Origin of the sequence: Nonomuraea sp. NPDC049709 (assembly GCF_040674815.1) — a bacterium.
Taxonomy (GTDB): domain Bacteria; phylum Actinomycetota; class Actinomycetes; order Streptosporangiales; family Streptosporangiaceae; genus Nonomuraea.
The window spans coordinates 83571-99558 of sequence record NZ_JBFANM010000018.1 but is presented as its reverse complement, the minus strand read 5'-3'; the positions used below and the strand labels follow the sequence as shown (position 1 = coordinate 99558).

General features: G+C 69.5%; 15 protein-coding genes. 8 read left to right on the top strand and 7 right to left on the bottom strand.

The window, feature by feature from the left end:
* Position 1: 1 nt before the first annotated feature.
* The 5 genes from AB0J69_RS19920 (at position 2) to AB0J69_RS19900 (ending at position 4982) form a co-directional block, all read left to right on the top strand.
* A complete protein-coding gene (locus AB0J69_RS19920) occupies positions 2-628 on the top strand; it encodes a hypothetical protein (RefSeq protein ID WP_364118865.1) in 627 nt (208 codons plus the stop codon).
* Positions 625-1719: an NlpC/P60 family protein gene (locus tag AB0J69_RS19915; RefSeq protein WP_364118862.1), complete on the top strand. Its 1095-nt coding sequence runs from the start codon at positions 625-627 to the stop codon at positions 1717-1719. Before AB0J69_RS19920 ends, AB0J69_RS19915 begins: the two co-directional genes overlap by 4 nt.
* Before the next feature lie 5 nt (positions 1720-1724).
* On the top strand, positions 1725-2120 hold the full coding sequence (locus AB0J69_RS19910; protein ID WP_364119075.1) for a (deoxy)nucleoside triphosphate pyrophosphohydrolase: 396 nt from the start codon (positions 1725-1727) through the stop codon (positions 2118-2120).
* 64 nt (positions 2121-2184) lie between these two features.
* A complete protein-coding gene (locus AB0J69_RS19905) occupies positions 2185-3549 on the top strand; it encodes a hypothetical protein (RefSeq protein WP_364118859.1) in 1365 nt (454 codons plus the stop codon).
* Between the two features lie 98 nt (positions 3550-3647).
* On the top strand, positions 3648-4982 hold the full coding sequence (locus tag AB0J69_RS19900; RefSeq protein WP_364118856.1) for a hypothetical protein: 1335 nt from the start codon (positions 3648-3650) through the stop codon (positions 4980-4982).
* 55 nt (positions 4983-5037) lie between these two features.
* On the opposite strand, the gene AB0J69_RS19895 is transcribed toward AB0J69_RS19900, so the two are convergent.
* The 7 genes from AB0J69_RS19895 to AB0J69_RS19865 form a co-directional block, all read right to left on the bottom strand.
* Entirely contained in the window at positions 5038-5796 is a 759-nt protein-coding gene (locus AB0J69_RS19895) for a succinate dehydrogenase/fumarate reductase iron-sulfur subunit (RefSeq protein ID WP_364118853.1), read from the bottom strand.
* Positions 5793-7694 carry a fumarate reductase/succinate dehydrogenase flavoprotein subunit gene (locus tag AB0J69_RS19890; protein ID WP_364118850.1) on the bottom strand — a complete coding sequence of 634 codons (1902 nt, stop codon included), beginning with the start codon at positions 7692-7694 and terminating at the stop codon, positions 5793-5795. Before AB0J69_RS19890 ends, AB0J69_RS19895 begins: the two co-directional genes overlap by 4 nt.
* Positions 7695-7706: 12 nt before the next feature.
* Positions 7707-8492, bottom strand: a complete 786-nt coding sequence (locus AB0J69_RS19885; RefSeq protein WP_364118847.1) for a hypothetical protein — start codon at positions 8490-8492, stop codon at positions 7707-7709.
* Between the two features lie 191 nt (positions 8493-8683).
* Positions 8684-9133 carry a response regulator gene (locus tag AB0J69_RS19880; RefSeq protein WP_364118844.1) on the bottom strand — a complete coding sequence of 150 codons (450 nt, stop codon included), beginning with the start codon at positions 9131-9133 and terminating at the stop codon, positions 8684-8686.
* A complete protein-coding gene (locus AB0J69_RS19875; RefSeq protein ID WP_364118842.1) occupies positions 9130-10272 on the bottom strand; it encodes an ATP-binding protein in 1143 nt (380 codons plus the stop codon). The genes AB0J69_RS19880 and AB0J69_RS19875 overlap by 4 nt, the downstream gene beginning before the upstream one ends.
* Entirely contained in the window at positions 10269-11405 is a 1137-nt protein-coding gene (locus tag AB0J69_RS19870; protein ID WP_364118839.1) for a fused response regulator/phosphatase, read from the bottom strand. Before AB0J69_RS19870 ends, AB0J69_RS19875 begins: the two co-directional genes overlap by 4 nt.
* 30 nt (positions 11406-11435) lie before the next feature.
* On the bottom strand, positions 11436-12365 hold the full coding sequence (locus AB0J69_RS19865) for a LysR substrate-binding domain-containing protein (RefSeq protein ID WP_364118836.1): 930 nt from the start codon (positions 12363-12365) through the stop codon (positions 11436-11438).
* A 133-nt stretch (positions 12366-12498) separates the two neighbouring features.
* Between AB0J69_RS19865 and AB0J69_RS19860 the strand changes: the two genes are divergently transcribed.
* From AB0J69_RS19860 to AB0J69_RS19850, 3 genes are read left to right on the top strand one after another with little or no spacing between them, the layout of a single operon-like run.
* The gene (locus AB0J69_RS19860; RefSeq protein WP_364118834.1) at positions 12499-13257 is read left to right on the top strand and encodes a succinate dehydrogenase cytochrome b subunit; all 759 of its coding nucleotides are present in this window, start codon (positions 12499-12501) and stop codon (positions 13255-13257) included.
* Positions 13254-15179: a fumarate reductase/succinate dehydrogenase flavoprotein subunit gene (locus tag AB0J69_RS19855; RefSeq protein ID WP_364118831.1), complete on the top strand. Its 1926-nt coding sequence runs from the start codon at positions 13254-13256 to the stop codon at positions 15177-15179. Before AB0J69_RS19860 ends, AB0J69_RS19855 begins: the two co-directional genes overlap by 4 nt.
* Positions 15176-15916 carry a succinate dehydrogenase/fumarate reductase iron-sulfur subunit gene (locus AB0J69_RS19850; protein ID WP_364118828.1) on the top strand — a complete coding sequence of 247 codons (741 nt, stop codon included), beginning with the start codon at positions 15176-15178 and terminating at the stop codon, positions 15914-15916. The genes AB0J69_RS19855 and AB0J69_RS19850 overlap by 4 nt, the downstream gene beginning before the upstream one ends.
* Positions 15917-15988: the final 72 nt, after the last annotated feature.

The following is a 15988-nucleotide window of genomic DNA, read 5'->3' as shown; positions in this document are numbered from 1 at the left end:
CATGGCGCAGCCAGGTGACAGGCGGGGGGTGGCCTTCGCCGCCATCGTCGTGGTCATCGCCGCGGTCGGCATCTACCTGACCATGTGGCCGGACTCGTCCGACCAGGCCGAGCCGGAGCCGCAGGCGGTCCGGACCACCGCCTCCGCCATCGCGTCGAGCACGCCGCTGGCGACCGCGAGCGCGGCGCCGTTCGACGTCTACTCCTACCTGCCGATGCAGAAGGAGCAGCTCGCCGCGGCGGCGGACCTGGCCGAACGGTTCACCGCCGCGTACGGCACCTTCCGCTACGACGAGGACCCCGCGGCGTACGCGGGCCGGCTGAAGGTGTACGCGACCCCCGAGCTCGGCAACGAGCTGACCAGGACGATGACCTCGGCGGGCACCGTCGAGCAGAACCGCAACGACCAGATCGTCTCCACGGCCACGGCCAGGCTGAAGGAGATCAGGCAGATCGAGAAGTCCTCCGTCGTCTTCCTGATCGCCGGGACCAGGCAGGTCACCGCCAGGAGCGGCAACAAGCAGGTCACCGAGGAGTACGCGGTCACCGTCAGCCAGGTCGTGTCCGACTGGCGGATCTACGACATCAGGCCGTCCACCGAAGGCCAGGAGGGAGACCCCCTCGGGTGAAACTCTCACGAGCGCGCCTAGCCCTGGTGATCGGCCTCGCCGGGATGTTGCTCCTGGTGGCGGTCATCGTGTCACCGCTGTTGCTGATGTCCATGCCGTCCTTCCTGAGCAACGGCGGCACCACCGTCGACTGCGAGGACACGGCCCAGGTGGAGGAGGCCTCCGACTCCGCCGCGTCCGACATCCCCGCCGAATACCTCGACCTGTACAAGGAGCACGGCAAGAAGATCGGCGTCCAGTGGAACATCCTGGCCGCCGTGGGCAAGCGCGAGACCGACCACGGCCGGTCCGACCTGCCGGGCGTCAAGAGCGGCACCAACTACGCGGGCGCGGCCGGGCCGATGCAGTTCCTGATCTCCACGTGGGGCGGCAAGGCCAGGATCCCCATGTCGTCCACGTACAACGGGTACGCCTCCGACGGTGACGGCGACGGCGTGGGCGACGTCTACAACCCGGCCGACGCCATCCTGGGCGCCGCCAGGATGCTCAAGCGCAACGGCGCCCCCGAGAACGTGCGGCAGGCGCTGTTCGTCTACAACCGGGCCTGGTGGTACGTCGACCAGGTCGAGGAGATCGCCAGGAAATACGCCAAGTCCGGCGCCGTGAAGGTGCCCCCGCAGGCGTCGGAGGATTGTGACGAGCCGCTGGTCGAGGCGGCCCCCAACGACGTCGTGGCCAAGATCCTGGAGTTCGCGCTGGCGCAGCGTGGCAAGCCGTACCTGTGGGGTGGCACGGGGCCCGACTCGTTCGACTGCTCGGGGGTCATCTTCGCGGCCTACCGGGCGGCGGGGCTGTCGATCCCGCGTACGACGTTCGGGCAGTGGCCGTTCGGGGTGAAGGTGTTAGCGGGCCAGGAGCAGCCGGGTGACCTGGTGTTCTTCAACTCCGGCCCGGGCACCTCCGCGAACAACCCCGGCCACGTGGGGCTGGTGGTCTCGAAGGGCAAGATGCTGGAAGCGCGGTGCCGGCTGTGCGGGCCCATCAAGGTCACGAGCTACCAGGCGCGTACCAACCGCGTGGGCTTCACCCGTCCCCTGCAGAACCCCGACGTGCTCGAACAGCTCAAGAAGCTGCAGAATCCTTCCCTATGAGCTCAATGAATCCGGTCGTGGTCGTGGCCGCGGTGATCGTCGCCCCTGGTGGCCGGGTGCTCGCCGCCCAGCGCGCCCAGCCCGCCGCGCTGGCGGGCGGCTGGGAGTTCCCCGGCGGCAAGGTGGATCCCGGGGAGAGCGAGGAGGCGGCGCTGGTCCGGGAGTGCCGCGAGGAGCTCGGCGTGGAGATCGCCGTGGGCGAGCGCGTGGGCGAGGACTGGCCGCTGGCCGAGGGGTACGTCATGCGCGTCTGGCTCTGCTCCCTGGCCTCGGGCACCCCGCAGGCCAAGGAGCACCTGGCGCTGCGCTGGCTCGGACCCGGCGACTATTACGACGTCGAGTGGCTGGGAGCCGATCTGCCCATCATGAAGACCGTGGAGAATCTGCTCCAACGGGATTAGGACATCCCTCTCTGTGACACAATGGTTACTAGGCGTAATTTGTCGCGGCGGGGGAGTTGGAGTGATGCGGCGTGGCTGGATCGTCGCCGGGACGTTGATCGTGGTGGCGGTGCCGTCCGTGCCCGTGGCGGCGGCCGGGGTGTCGCTGGTCCTTGAGCGGGTGAACGGGGCCGACGGTGTGGGGAAGTGGGTCAGGACCGGGGACGTGCAGCGGTTCCGGGTGCGGCTGAACGGGATGGCCAGCGGCGCCAGGGTGGCGGTGGCGGCGAATCCGGTGGAGGCGTTGTCGGAGGTGTCCTGCGTGCCGTCGGCGGGGCCGAGTCCGTCGGCGAGCGGTGCGCCCGCGAGGGACGCCGTGGCGTCGCCTTCCGACGCGGGTGAGGCGGTGACGAGGGCTTCGAGCCCGGGTGCCGTCGCGGCCGGGGCGCTGGCCGTGCGGGCGCTGGCCGCCGCCAAGGGCTCGGCTCCGGCCGGCACGGCTCCGACTGGCACGGTTCCGACTGGCACGGTTCCGACTGGCACGGTTCCGGCCGGCACGGTTCCGGCCGGGGCGGTGCTGCCGGGGGCGCGGGTGTGCGCGCTCGGGGAGGTCGCCGGTGAGCGGGCCGTGGACGTCACGCTGAAGGCGCCTGCGGGGGCCCGGGAGGTGGTGCTCGCGGCGGTGGCCAGGATGCGGGGCGCCGGGGGCGAGGGGCCGACGACCATGAGCCGGACCACCGCCGTGCGGGTCAGGCAGGCGATCACGGGGGACGCGGCGACGTTCAGCGGCCCCGCGCGACTCCTGCGGCCCGCCGAGCGGACGAAGAGCCGGGCTGAGGCCGCGAAGACTCCAGCGGTGGCTGCGGAGAGTCCAGCGGTGGCTGCGGAGAGCTCAGCGGAGGGTGCGGAGAGCCCGGCGGAGGCTGTGGGGACCCGGGCTGAGGGTGCGCGGGGCCGGGGCGAGGCCGGTAAGAGCGGGAAGAGCCGGGCCGAGACTGCGGAGAACCGGGGCGAGGCGGAGGAGCGGAAGCCGGTGGCTGAGGCTCCCGCTGAAGAGGTGACGCTGCCGGAGGTCGTGCCGCAGGTCCTCGCCGGCGCGACTCCAAGCGCCGCTGCCAGCACGGCGGCGCCGCAGGCCACGCAGGCTCCGCTCGCCCTGCCCAGCGCTACCGGGGTCGCGTCGAGTGGGCCCACACCGGCGCCCGGAGGGCCCGTGGTCGCGCCGCCGGGACCGGTTGCCTCGTTCCAGGCCGGCGCGGCGGGTGGGGAGGCGCCGCTTCCGTGGGAGGTGGCCGTGTCCGCGAGGCCCGTTCACCCTGTCGGATGGGTCAGCCCGATCGATGGCCCGAGAGCGTTGCCCATGGTCGCCGGGAGCATCGGAGTGCTGATGGGGAGCCTGTGGCTGGTTGTCACGGTACAACGGCGCCGTAACCGTAGAAAGGTGTTGTAATTCCGTCTTTACTGTTACTTTTACCCGGCTAGTATTCCCTTGACCTTGGTTCCGGGACTTCGCGGAGGGCACCGGTGGCACGCACGCGAGCGACAGCCGTGTCCGCTATCGTCCTGGCGCTCGGACTGGCGGGCGCCGGAGCGACGCCGTTCATCGTGCAGAGCGCGAGCGCCTCCGTGGCGTTCGACCCGCCCGTCGAACCCTGCGACGTCGAGGTGGAGTGCGAGACCACGCCGCAGACCACCATCACGGTCACCACCACGTTAGGGTCGCCGTCGCCCGAACCGGAGGATGGGCAGCCGGAGACGACGGTCACCAAGACCGTCACCGCGACTCCGACCAAGACCTCGAAGGCGCCGACCCCGACGAAGACCACCTCGGCCCCCGCGAGCGTCCCGCAGACCACCCCCACGCAGAACCCGCAGCCGCTGCCCACGCAGAGCGCCGAGGTCCCGCCGGCGACACCCATCACCTCGCCCACGACCGAGGCGTCCGTCGAGATGCCGACCATCGCGCCGGAGACGACCACCTCCCCGCCGCCGAGCCAGACGGAGTCCGCCTCCTCCGACGAGGTGCCGCTGGAGCTGCGTAACGCGGCGCCGGAGTTCGACCAGCGCACGCTGACGCAGAAGCTCAGCATCCCCGCGCTGGTGCTGGTCCTGCTCGCGCTCTTCGCCGTCCTCATCTTCGAGGGGCGGCTGCGCCGGATGGCCCACGCCGCGGCCGTGCGGAAGGCGGGCCCGCACGCGGGCCGGCCGGACATGCCTCCGGGTGGCGGATATCCGGCGGGGCCGGGTTACGCCACGGCGGCATTCCCGGCTCCCGGCTATCCGGGCGGCACGGCGTACGCGCCCATCATCAGCTTCGTGCCGGTGCAGACCTACCCGGGCGGCCCGCCCCAGTACGGCTACCAGGACCCGAACCACCCGTACCCGCCCCAGGGGTACGTGCAGGAGCCGTACCCGCCCGCGGAGCCCCCTCAGGAGCCCGTGGTGCTGCACCCCGACGAGTTCGACTCCTACAGCGAGCCGCCCAGGTCCCGCGAGCGCGACCCGTTCGAGCCGCTGATCCCGGCGGCGGAGCCCCCGACGGACATCCCGCCGGGCGGCGCCGGCCCGTACGACGGCGACGTGGAGCAGCCGCTCGGCCCGGCCTCGGCCGCCGAGGCGGGCGACTCGGAGCCGTGGCAGCAGCGGCCGGGCTCGCTGTTCGAGCCGGCGGCCTCCAGGGAGTACGAGCATGGGCCCGAGGGTCCGCCGGACGGCTACGAGCCGCCGCCGTACGTGCCGGCCGACGGGGACGTGACCGCGGTCCAGCCGCTGCCTCCCCAGATGCCCCTGATGCCCGACCAGGAGAGCGCCGGGCAGGAGCAGGAGCCGACCAAGGAGATGCCGGACGCCAAGCGCAAGCGGTTCGGCCGGAAGAAGCGCTGAAAGACGAAGGGCGGGGGGCTGGATTCCCAGCCCCCCGCCCTTCGTCGTGTCCGGCCTACTTGGTGGCGCCGCGCTTGAAGATCTTGTTGCCCAGCCACACCAGCGGGTCGTACTTGCGGTCGACCACGCGCTCCTTCATCGGGATCAGCGCGTTGTCAGTGATCTTGATGTGCTCGGGGCAGACCTCGGTGCAGCACTTGGTGATGTTGCAGTAGCCGAGCCCGTGCTCCTGCTGGGCCGCCTCCTGGCGGTCCGCCACGTCGTACGGGTGCATGTCCAGCTCGGCGATCCGCATGAGGAAGCGGGGACCGGAGAAGTTGCTCTTGTTCTCCTCGTGGTCGCGGATCACGTGGCAGACGTTGTTGCACATGAAGCATTCGATGCACTTGCGGAACTCCTGGGAGCGCTCGACATCGACCTGCTTCATCCGGTATTCGCCGGGCCGCACACCGCTCGGCGGCGTGAAGGAGGGGACCTCCCTGGCCTTCTGGTAGTTGTAGGAGACGTCGGTGACGAGGTCCTTGATGACCGGGAACGTCCGCATCGGCGTGACCGTGATGGTCTCGTCCTCCTCGAAGGTGGACATGCGGGTCATGCAGCCCAGCCGCGGCTTGCCGTTGATCTCCATGCTGCACGAGCCGCACTTGCCCGCCTTGCAGTTCCACCGCACCGCCAGGTCGGGCGCCTGGGTGGCCTGCAGGCGGTGGATGATGTCGAGGACGACCTCGCCCTCGTTCACCTCCACGGTGAAGTCCTCGAGACCGCCCTCGCCGCCCTCACCGCGCCAGACCTTGAACTTTGCCTTGTAGCTCATGACTTCGCTATCCCGTCGAACTCGGCCATCTCTTCGTCGGTGAGGTACTTCTTCAGCTCGTCCCGGTCGAACAGGGTGATCAGGTCACCGCGCATGGACGGCTGGACCTTCTCCTCGACGGTGACGGTGGAGCCGTCTTCGGTGGAGCAGACGAGCAGCTTGCGGCGCCAGTCCGGGTTCATCCCGGGGAAGTCGTCGCGGGTGTGCCCGCCGCGGCTCTCCTCGCGCAGCAGCGCGGCGCGGGCCACGCACTCGGAGACCAGCACCATGTTGCGCAGGTCGATCGCGAGGTGCCAGCCGGGGTTGTAGACGGCCGAGCCGGCCGCCCCGACCATGCGCACGCGCTCCTTGAGCTTCTCCACGACGCCGAGGGCCTCGGAGACCTCCTCGGCCTTGCGGATGATGCCGACCAGGTCGTTCATCGTGCGCTGGAGCTCGTGGTGGACCTCGTAGGGGTTCTCGCCGCTGCGGCCCAGGGGCTCCAGGGCCTCTTCCCGGGCCGATTCCACCTGCTCCGGCAGCACCTTCGGCCTGGCGGGCAGGCCGTCCACGTACGCCGCCGCGCCGGCGCCCGCCCGGCGCCCGAACACGAGCAGGTCGGACAGCGAGTTGCCGCCCAGCCGGTTCGAGCCGTGCATGCCGCCGGACACCTCGCCGGCCGCGAACAGCCCGGGCACCGCCGCCGCGCCGCTGTCGGCGTCCACCTCGACGCCGCCCATGATGTAGTGGCAGGTCGGGCCCACCTGCATGGGCTCGGCGGTGATGTCGACGTCGGCCAGCTCCTTGAACTGGTGGTGCATCGACGGCAGCCGCTTCTTGATCTCCTCGGCGGGCAGCCGGGTGGAGACGTCGAGGAAGACGCCGCCCTGGGGCGAGCCGCGACCGGCCTTCACCTCGGCGTTGATCGCGCGGGCCACCTCGTCACGCGGCAGCAGCTCCGGCGGGCGCCGGTTGTTGGCCTGGTCGGTGTACCAGCGGTCGCCCTCTTCCTCCGTGGTGGCGTACTTGTCCTTGAACACCTCGGGGATGTAGTCGAACATGAAGCGCTTGCCCTCGGAGTTGCGCAGCACGCCGCCGTCACCGCGGACGGACTCGGTGACGAGGATGCCGCGCACGGACGGCGGCCAGACCATCCCCGTGGGGTGGAACTGGATGAACTCCATGTTGATCAGGTTCGCGCCGGCGAGGAGGGCCAGGGCGTGGCCGTCGCCGGTGTACTCCCAGGAGTTGGAGGTGACGACGTACGACTTGCCGATGCCGCCGGTGGCCAGGACCACGGCGGGGGCGTCGAAGAGGATGAAGTTCCCGGACTCGCGCCAGTAGCCGAACGCCCCGGAGATCGCGTCGCCGTCCTTGAGCAGCCGCGTGACCGTGCACTCGGCGAAGACCTTGATGTAGGCCTCGTAGTCGCCGTGCGTCTCGTAGTCCTCCTGCTGGAGCGCCACGACGCGCTGCTGCAGCGTACGGATGAGCTCCAGCCCGGTACGGTCGCCCACGTGTGCGAGCCGTGGGTACTCGTGCCCGCCGAAGTTCCGCTGGCTGATCTTGCCGTCCTTGGTGCGGTCGAACAGCGCGCCCCACGCCTCCAGCTCCCACACCCGGTCGGGAGCCTCCTTGGCGTGCAGCTCGGCCATCCGCCAGTTGTTGAGGAACTTGCCGCCCCGCATGGTGTCACGGAAGTGCACCATCCAGTTGTCGTCGGGGTTGACGTTGCCCATCGCGGCGGCCGCGCCGCCCTCGGCCATGACCGTGTGCGCCTTGCCGAAGAGCGACTTGCAGACGATCGCCGTCCTCTTGCCCTGCTGACGGGCCTCGATCGCGGCCCGCAGGCCGGCGCCGCCCGCGCCGATGACGACGACGTCGTACTCGTGGCGCTCTGTGTTGTGCGTGTTTTCCACTGAAAGCTGTCCTTACGCGTACGGGAAGGCGATGATGCCCTTGGCCACCAGGCGGACGTACAGGTCGGCGCCCATGACCGAGAACATCGAGGCCCACGCGAGGGGTTGGTGCTTGGCGTTGAGCTTGGACACGAACGTCCAGGCCCGGTACCGCAGCGGGTGACGGGAGAAGTGGTTGAGCCGGCCCGCCGTGATGTGCCTGCAGGAGTGGCACGACAGCGTGTAGGCGTTGATCAGCACGGCGTTCAGGATCAGGATCCAGGTGCCCAGGCCCAGCGGCTTGTGGATGAGCGCCAGGACGGCGTCGTAGGCCAGGATGAGGCCGATCACGATGGCCGCGTAGAAGAAGTACCGGTGGACGTTCTGGATGATCAGCGGGAAGCGCCGCTCACCGGTGTACTTGCCGTGCGGCTCCTGCACGGCGCAGGCCGGCGGGGACAGCCAGAACGAGCGGTAGTAGGACTTGCGGTAGTAGTAGCAGGTCAGCCGGAATCCGCCGGGCAGGCCGAGGATCAGCAGCCCCGGCGACAGGGTGTACCAGTCGCCGACAGGCGCCCACCCGAACAGTCGGGCCCCCTCGGGGCACGACGTGGCCAGGCAGGGTGATGAGAAGGGGGCGATGTAGGGATCGACGAAATAGCTGCCGTCGATGATCGCCCATACACCGTAGACCAGGAATGAGCTGAGCCCGAGGAATGTCACGAGCGGGACCAGCCACCATCTGTCTGTTCGCAGGGTGCGCACCTTGACTTGCGCACGCTGCCTTCGGACCGGAGCGTCGGGCGTCGTCTGGGTCATCGCGGACCTCTCCACCTCCCGCGGACCCTTCGCGCAGGGGGTCCGTGGTTTCGTTTCGCTGGGCGCGCTCATCGGCGGTATCGCTCAGGCGCGCGTTGGTGGGGGATACGTTACGACGACAGGATCGAAATTTGTGAGCGGGATCACTCACTTTTTCGAGGACCAGCTGTGATTCCTGTCACGTACGTGCGTCAGAGGCGCTGCCCCTGGACCGGCAACTTAACCACAGTCACGAAAAAATCATCGATTTGCCGGACAACCCGGATAAATTGCTCAAAATCCACCGGCTTGGACACATAAGCGTTGGCATGGAGCCGGTAGCTGTGGAGGATGTCCTCCTCCGCCTCGGAGGTCGTCAGGATCACCACGGGGATCGTGCGCAACTCCGGGTCGGCCTTCACCTCCCGCAGCACCTCCATGCCGCTCATCCTGGGCAGGTTGAGGTCGAGCAGGATCAGGTCGGGCCGCGGCGCGGCGGCGAAGTCGCCTTCCCGCCGCAGGAACGCCATCGCCTGCTCGCCGTCGTTGACCACGTTGAGCCGGTTGCGCACCTTGTTGTAGTCGAAGGCCTCCTTGGTGAGCAAGATGTCCCCCTGGTCGTCCTCCACCAGGAGCACTTCGATCGGTCGCCATCCGTTCATCGTTCGTCTCCCGCCGCGGGTAGCGTCCACCGGAACGTCGAGCCCTGGCCGTCGGTCTCCCCGTCGAGCCACAGCTGCCCGCCGTGGTATTCGACGATCTTCCGGCAGAGGGCCAGTCCGATGCCGGTCCCCGGGTACACGTCGCGCGGATGGAGGCGCTGGAAGATCAGGAAAATGCGGTCGGCGTACTTCGGCTCGACCCCGATGCCGTTGTCCGAGCAGCTGAACTCCCACATGTCGCCGTCCCGCCTGGCCCCGATGTGGATGCGCGGGGGCTCCTCGGAGCGGAACTTGACGGCGTTCTCCACCAGGTTCTGGAAGAGCTGAGTGAGCTGCATCTCGTTGCCTTTGACCCGGGGCAGGTCGTCCCGGGTGACGGTGGCACCGCTGTCCTCGATCGTGGCCGAGATGTTGTCCAGCGCCCGGTCCAGCGCCGCGCCCGACTCGGTCACGCCCTTCTCGCCGGTGACCCGGCCGACCCTGGAGAAGTCGAGCAGGTCGTTGATCAGCAGCTGCATGCGCTTGGCGCCGTCGACCGCGTAGTGCATGTACTGCCTGGCCCGCTCGTCGAGCTGCGAGCCGTAGCGCTGGTCCAGCATCTGCGTGAAGCTGGCCACCTTGCGCAGCGGCTCCTGGAGGTCGTGGCTGGCCACGTACGCGAACTGCTCCAGCTCCCCGTTCGACCTGCGCAGCTCCTCGGTCTGGTCGGTGGCCAGGCGCCAGGCCGACAGGATGCGGGCGCGCATGGAGTCGATGTGGCTGGACAGCTCGGCCAGCTCCGACGGCCGGTCGACGTGCAGGTCGCGGTCGAAGTCGCCGCCGGCGACCGCGCGCACCTGCTCGGTGAGCTGGTCGATCGGCTTCAGCACGGCGTAGCGCACGATGACCGCCAGCCCGACGGCGCAGCCGAGCAGCAGCGTGAACAGCACGGTCAGGGCCACGATCAGCCGGTCGAGCTGCGAGGCCACCGCCGGCTCCGGGTTGAGCTCGGCGGTCTGGGCGCTCATCACCATGACGACCACGACCCCGGCCACGAAGATGATGCCGGCCAGCGCACCGATCAGCAGGAACCAGCGGGCGACAGGGAGCCTGCCCAGCCCGGTCGGCTCCTTCGGAGGAGGAAGCGGGTGAATGCTCATGCTCTCCTCTTCCTTACCATGACCACGGCAAGATCGTCGCTCAGTGTGCCCACATGCCTGATGAGCCGGTCAAGGTCGATGGCGCCGTGCTCGCGTACCAGATCGAGCAGGCCGTCCACGCCGAGCAGCTCGCTGGGGCCGCCCACGGCCGCCTCGATCAGGCCGTCGGTGTAGAGCATCATCGACCACTCGTCGCCCAGCGGCACGTCGATCACCGACCACTCCGCGTCCGGGAAGATCCCGAGCGGCGGCCCCGACGGCGCGCCGTCCACCACCTGCACGACGCCGTCGCGCACCAGCACGGGCGGCGGGTGGCCGACCACGCGCATCCTGGCGTGCCCCAGGTCGGGGGTGATCGTGGCCGTGCACAGCGTGGTGAAGATCTCGGGAGCCTGGCGCTCGGCGCGCAGCAGGAGGTCGAGCGTGCGCAGCAGCGTGTCGCTCGTCTCGCCCGCCAGCACCAGGGTGCGCCAGGCGATGCGCAGCGCCACGCCGAGCGCGGCCTCGTCGGGGCCGTGCCCGCACACGTCGCCGATCACGAGGTGCACCGAGCCGTCCGGCGTCTGCACGGTGTCGAAGAAGTCGCCGGCCAGCGTGCCGCCACTGCCGGGGAGGTAGCGGGTCACGTGCTCGATCGACGTCGTACGCAGGAGGGGTTCGGGGAGCAGGGCGCTCTCCAGCCTGGCGGTCTCCTTGGCCGTCAGCTCCGCCTGGACGAGCTTGAGCTGGGCCAGGTCGGCCCGTTTGCGCTCCATGGCGTAGCTGATGGACCTGGCCAGCAGCCGCGCGTCCACGTCGCCCTTGACCAGGTAGTCCTGCGCCCCCGACTGCACGGCCGAGAGAGCCACGTGGACGTCCCTGAGTCCGGTGAGGACCAGCACGGCCGTGTGCGGCGCCACCGCCAGGACCGCCTCCAGCGCCTCCAGGCGGCTGGCGTCGGGCAGCGAGAGGTCCACGAGGACGCACTGGATCTGGGAGGTCAGCTTCGCCCTGGCCTCACGCAGGGTCCGGGCCCGGAAGATCTTGGGCGGGGCCTCGGCCTGCTTGAGCAGCTCCTCGACGAGGAAGGCGTCCCCGTCATCGTCCTCGATGAGGAGCAGCGTCAGCGTTTCTGAGAGATTTGCCGTCAACACGCCTCTTCGGGGAGTTGGAGCCGTTGCTGCTCATTCTGCGATGAGCTCTACCCCTTGTGGAAGCGTGCCCTCGTGCCCGGCTTCCACGACGAAGGACAGCAAGGTCTCCCGGAACGCCTGCGCGGCCCTGGTCGGGTCGACATCCTTGCGGTGGGCCAGCGCGATCGTACGGCTGAGCCCCGGTGGCGCGAGCGGCGTGCCCAGCAGCCCGGGCCGCCCGTCGAGCACCATCGACGGCACCACGGCCACTCCCAACCCCGCCTCCACGAACCGCAGCACCGCGTCCATCTCCCCGCCCTGCACCGCGAACCTCGGCTCGAACCCCGCCTGCCGGCACGCCGCCAGCGTCGCCTCCCGCAGGTCGTAACCGCGCCTGAACATCACCATCGACCTGCCCCGCAGGTCCTCGATGCGCAGGTAGGGGCCCTTGATCTGCTCGTGCGAGGGCGAGACGACCACGAGGTTCTCGCGCAGGATCTCCTCGGTCACCAGCGAGGGGTCGTCGCTCTGCAGCGGCATGATGATCAGCGACAGGTCGAGCTGGCCCCGGGCCAGCGCCTTGACCAGATCCCGCGAGCCGCCCTCCTCCACCAGCAGCTCGATCCCCGGGTACGCCCGGTGGAAGCGGGCCAGCGCGTCGGCCAGCAGCCCGGCGCAGAGCGAGGGTGTGGCCCCCAGGCGCACCCGGCCGCGGCGCAGCCCGGCGAGCTGGGCCACCTCCTCCCGGGCGGTGTCGGCGTCGGCCAGGATGCGGCGGGCGAGCGGGAGCAGCGCCTCACCGGCGGCCGTCAGCGTGACGTTGCCGCGTGCCCGCGAGAACAGGCGCGCGCCGAGGTCGTCCTCCAGCGCCTTGATCTGCTTGCTGAGCGACGGCTGCGCGACCCGCATGCGCTCGGCCGCCTGGGTGAAGTGCCTGGCCTCCGCGACCGCCACGAAGTACGCGAGCTGCTGCAACTGCATGTGATTTTCCTCGCACCGGCACGGCGTAAGCCGGTGATAAAGCCGCGCCTACCCACATCATAGCCTGTAGCTATCGAAACCAGGCCCGTCATGACTTGGACGGATCAATGCTGGATACCTAGCGTCTGAAGGCGTGACTGCCACGATAGAGCGCGGTGCCGCCACCGCGCCTGTTACCTCCCCCAAGAAGGCTCAGAAGGCCGCACCGCGGAAGAAGCCCGGCGGGTTCCTGACCTCGTCGAACGGCAAGAAAGTCGTCATGGCCGTCACGGGCGCCGTGATGGTGGGCTTCCTCGTCCTTCATATGCTCGGCAACCTCAAGATCTTCTTCGGCCGTGACTCCTTCAACGAGTACGCCCACGCGCTGCGCACGCTGCTGGAGCCGATCGCGCCGTACCGCACCGTGCTGACGATCCTGGAGATCGGCCTCGTGGCCGCGGTCCTCCTGCACATGTGGGCCGCGATCTCGCTGTCCCGCCGCGCGGGCAAGGCCAGGCCCGTGAAGTACGTGGCCAAGAAGTCGCAGGCGAACGGCTACGCCACGCACATCATGCGATGGGGCGGCGTGACCATCGTGCTCTTCGTGGTCTGGCACCTGCTCGACCTGACCTTCGGCGTCGTCAACCCCAAGGGCTTCGACTCCGCCCCCGCCGACCGGATGATCGCCGGGTTCGACGCGTCCCGGTGGTGGGTCACGCTGATCTACTTCGTGGCCGTCGTCATGGTCGGCCTGCACCTGCGGCACGGCATCTGGAGCGCCTTCCAGACGCTCGGCTGGGCCAACCGCAACCGTAACCAGGTCCTTCGCGTGTCGGCCACGCTGGTCTCCGCGGCCCTGGTGATCGGCTTCCTGGCCCCGCCCCTCGCGATCACGTTCGGAGTTGTCAAGTGAAGTACACCGAAGGCCCCGAGATCCAGGACACCAAGGCTCCGGCCGGTCCGATCGAGGAGCGCTGGGAGAAGCGCAAGTTCGCCGCCAAGCTGGTCAACCCGGCGAACAAGCGCAAGCTCAACGTGATCGTGGTGGGCACGGGCCTGGCGGGCGGTTCCGCCGCCGCGACGCTGGGCGAGCTGGGCTACAACGTCAAGTCGTTCTGCTACCAGGACACGCCGCGCCGGGCGCACTCCATCGCCGCGCAGGGCGGGATCAACGCCGCCAAGAACTACCGCGGCGACGGCGACAGCATCTACCGCCTCTTCTACGACACCGTGAAGGGCGGCGACTTCCGCGCCCGCGAGTCGAACGTCTACCGCCTCGCCCAGGTCTCGGTGAACATCATCGACCAGGCCGTGGCGCAGGGCGTGCCGTTCGCCCGGGAGTACGGCGGCCTGCTGGACACGCGCTCGTTCGGCGGCGCCCAGGTCTCGCGTACGTTCTACGCCCGCGGCCAGACGGGCCAGCAGCTCCTGCTGGGGGCGTACCAGGCGCTGGAGCGGCAGATCGCGGCCGGGACCGTGGAGATGCACACCCGGCACGAGATGCTCGACCTGATCATCTCCGACGGGCGGGCGCGCGGCGTCATCGTGCGCGACATGGTGACCGGTGAGATCGAGCGCCACCTGGCCGATGCCGTGGTGCTGGCCACCGGGGGCTACGGCAACGTGTTCTTCCTGTCCACGAACGCCAAGGGCTGCAACACGACCGCCATCTGGCGGGCCCACGAGCGCGGGGCGTACTTCGCCAACCCCTGCTACACGCAGATCCACCCGACCTGCATCCCGGTGTCGGGCGAGTACCAGTCGAAGCTCACGCTCATGTCCGAGTCGCTGCGCAACGACGGCCGCGTCTGGGTGCCGCTGCGCAAGAACGACGACCGCGCCCCCGGGGACATCCCGGAGGAGGAGCGCGACTACTACCTGGAGCGGATCTACCCGGCCTTCGGCAACCTGGTGCCCCGCGACATCGCCTCCCGCGCCGCCAAGAACGTCTGCGACGAGGGCCGCGGCGTGGGCCCCGGCGGGCTCGGGGTCTACCTCGACTTCCGGGACGCCATCAACCGCCTCGGCCGCGACGCCGTGGAGAAGAAGTACGGCAACCTGTTCGAGATGTACGAGCGCATCACGGGCGAGAACCCGTACGACGTGCCGATGCGCATCTACCCCGCCGTCCACTACACGATGGGCGGGCTGTGGGTGGACTACGACCTGCAGTCCACGATCCCCGGCCTGTTCGTCATCGGTGAGGCCAACTTCTCCGACCACGGCGCCAACCGCCTCGGCGCGTCGGCGCTGATGCAGGGTCTGGCCGACGGATATTTCGTGCTTCCGACCACCCTCGGCGACTACCTGGCCGCCGGTCCCTTCGGTGACGTGGACGAGGAGGCCGTGGCCCAGGCCGAGATCAAGGTCCGCAACAAGATCGACCGCCTCCTGTCCGTGAACGGCACCCGTACGCCCGACTCCTTCCACCGCGAGCTGGGCAAGCTCATGTGGGACTACTGCGGCATGGAGCGCACCGAGGAGTCGCTGCGCAAGGCGCTGGAGCGCATCCCTGAGCTGCGCGCGGAGTTCTGGGAGAACGTCAAGGTGAGCGGCACCGCGGAGGAGCTCAACCAGGTCCTGGAGAAGGCCGGCCGCGTCGCCGACTTCTTCGACCTGGCCGAGCTCATGTGCCTGGACGCCCTGGTCCGTACCGAGTCCTGCGGCGGCCACTTCCGCGCCGAGTCCCAGGACGCCGACGGCGAGGCGCTGCGCGACGACGAGAACTTCGCGCACGTCTCGGCGTGGGAGTACGGCGGCGAGAACGGGCCGGTGGTGCACAAGGAAGCGCTCGAGTACGAGTACGTCAAGATGACCCAGCGGAGCTACAAGTGAATCTGACCCTGCGCGTTTGGCGGCAGAGCGGCCCCTCGGACGCGGGACGCATGGTGACGTACAAGGTGGAGGACGTCTCCCCGGACATGTCCTTCCTGGAGATGCTGGACGTCCTCAACGAGCGGCTCATCCTCGAAGGCGACGACCCGATCGCCTTCGACCACGACTGCCGCGAGGGCATCTGCGGCATGTGCGGCATGGTCATCAACGGCGTCGCCCACGGCGAGCAGCGCGCCACCACGACCTGCCAGCTCCACATGCGCCACTTCGAGGACGGCGCCGAGATCACCATCGAGCCGTGGCGCGCGGCCCCGTTCCCGGTCGTCAAGGACCTGGTGGTGGACCGCAGCGCGTTCGACCGCATCATCCAGGCGGGCGGCTTCGTCTCGGTCCCGGCCGGCTCGGCCCCGGACGCCCACAGCGTCCCCGTACGCAAGGAGGACGCGGACGCGGCCTTCGACGCGGCGACGTGCATCGGCTGCGGCGCCTGCGTCGCGGCCTGCCCGAACGGCTCGGCCTCCCTCTTCACCGCCGCCAAGATCACCCACCTGAGCCTGCTGCCCCAGGGCCAGCCGGAGCGGCTGTCGCGTGCCAAGGCGATGGTGGACCAGATGGACGCGGAGGGGTTCGGCGGCTGCACGAACACCGGCGAGTGCACGGCGGTGTGCCCGAAGGGGATCCCGCTGGACACGATCGCGCAGATGAACAGCGACTACCTGAAGGCGAACGCCAAGTAGGCAGGTGGGCCGGGGTCTCGGTGGTTCACCGGCCTGGACCCGCCCCGGACGCGAAGGGCTTCGCAGAGCGCT

Excerpts from the sequence above, each read along its gene's own strand:
- AB0J69_RS19920 (WP_364118865.1), top strand. The coding sequence starts at position 2 with ATGGCGCAGCCAGGTGACAGGCGGGGGGTGGCCTTCGCCGCCATCGTC.
- AB0J69_RS19905 (WP_364118859.1), top strand. The coding sequence starts at position 2,185 with ATGCGGCGTGGCTGGATCGTCGCCGGGACGTTGATCGTGGTGGCGGTG.
- AB0J69_RS19880 (WP_364118844.1), bottom strand. The coding sequence starts at position 9,133 with ATGAACGGATGGCGACCGATCGAAGTGCTCCTGGTGGAGGACGACCAG.
- AB0J69_RS19875 (WP_364118842.1), bottom strand. The coding sequence starts at position 10,272 with ATGAGCATTCACCCGCTTCCTCCTCCGAAGGAGCCGACCGGGCTGGGC.
- AB0J69_RS19910 (WP_364119075.1), top strand. The coding sequence starts at position 1,725 with ATGAATCCGGTCGTGGTCGTGGCCGCGGTGATCGTCGCCCCTGGTGGC.
- AB0J69_RS19865 (WP_364118836.1), bottom strand. The coding sequence starts at position 12,365 with ATGCAGTTGCAGCAGCTCGCGTACTTCGTGGCGGTCGCGGAGGCCAGG.
- AB0J69_RS19885 (WP_364118847.1), bottom strand. The coding sequence starts at position 8,492 with ATGACCCAGACGACGCCCGACGCTCCGGTCCGAAGGCAGCGTGCGCAA.
- AB0J69_RS19895 (WP_364118853.1), bottom strand. The coding sequence starts at position 5,796 with ATGAGCTACAAGGCAAAGTTCAAGGTCTGGCGCGGTGAGGGCGGCGAG.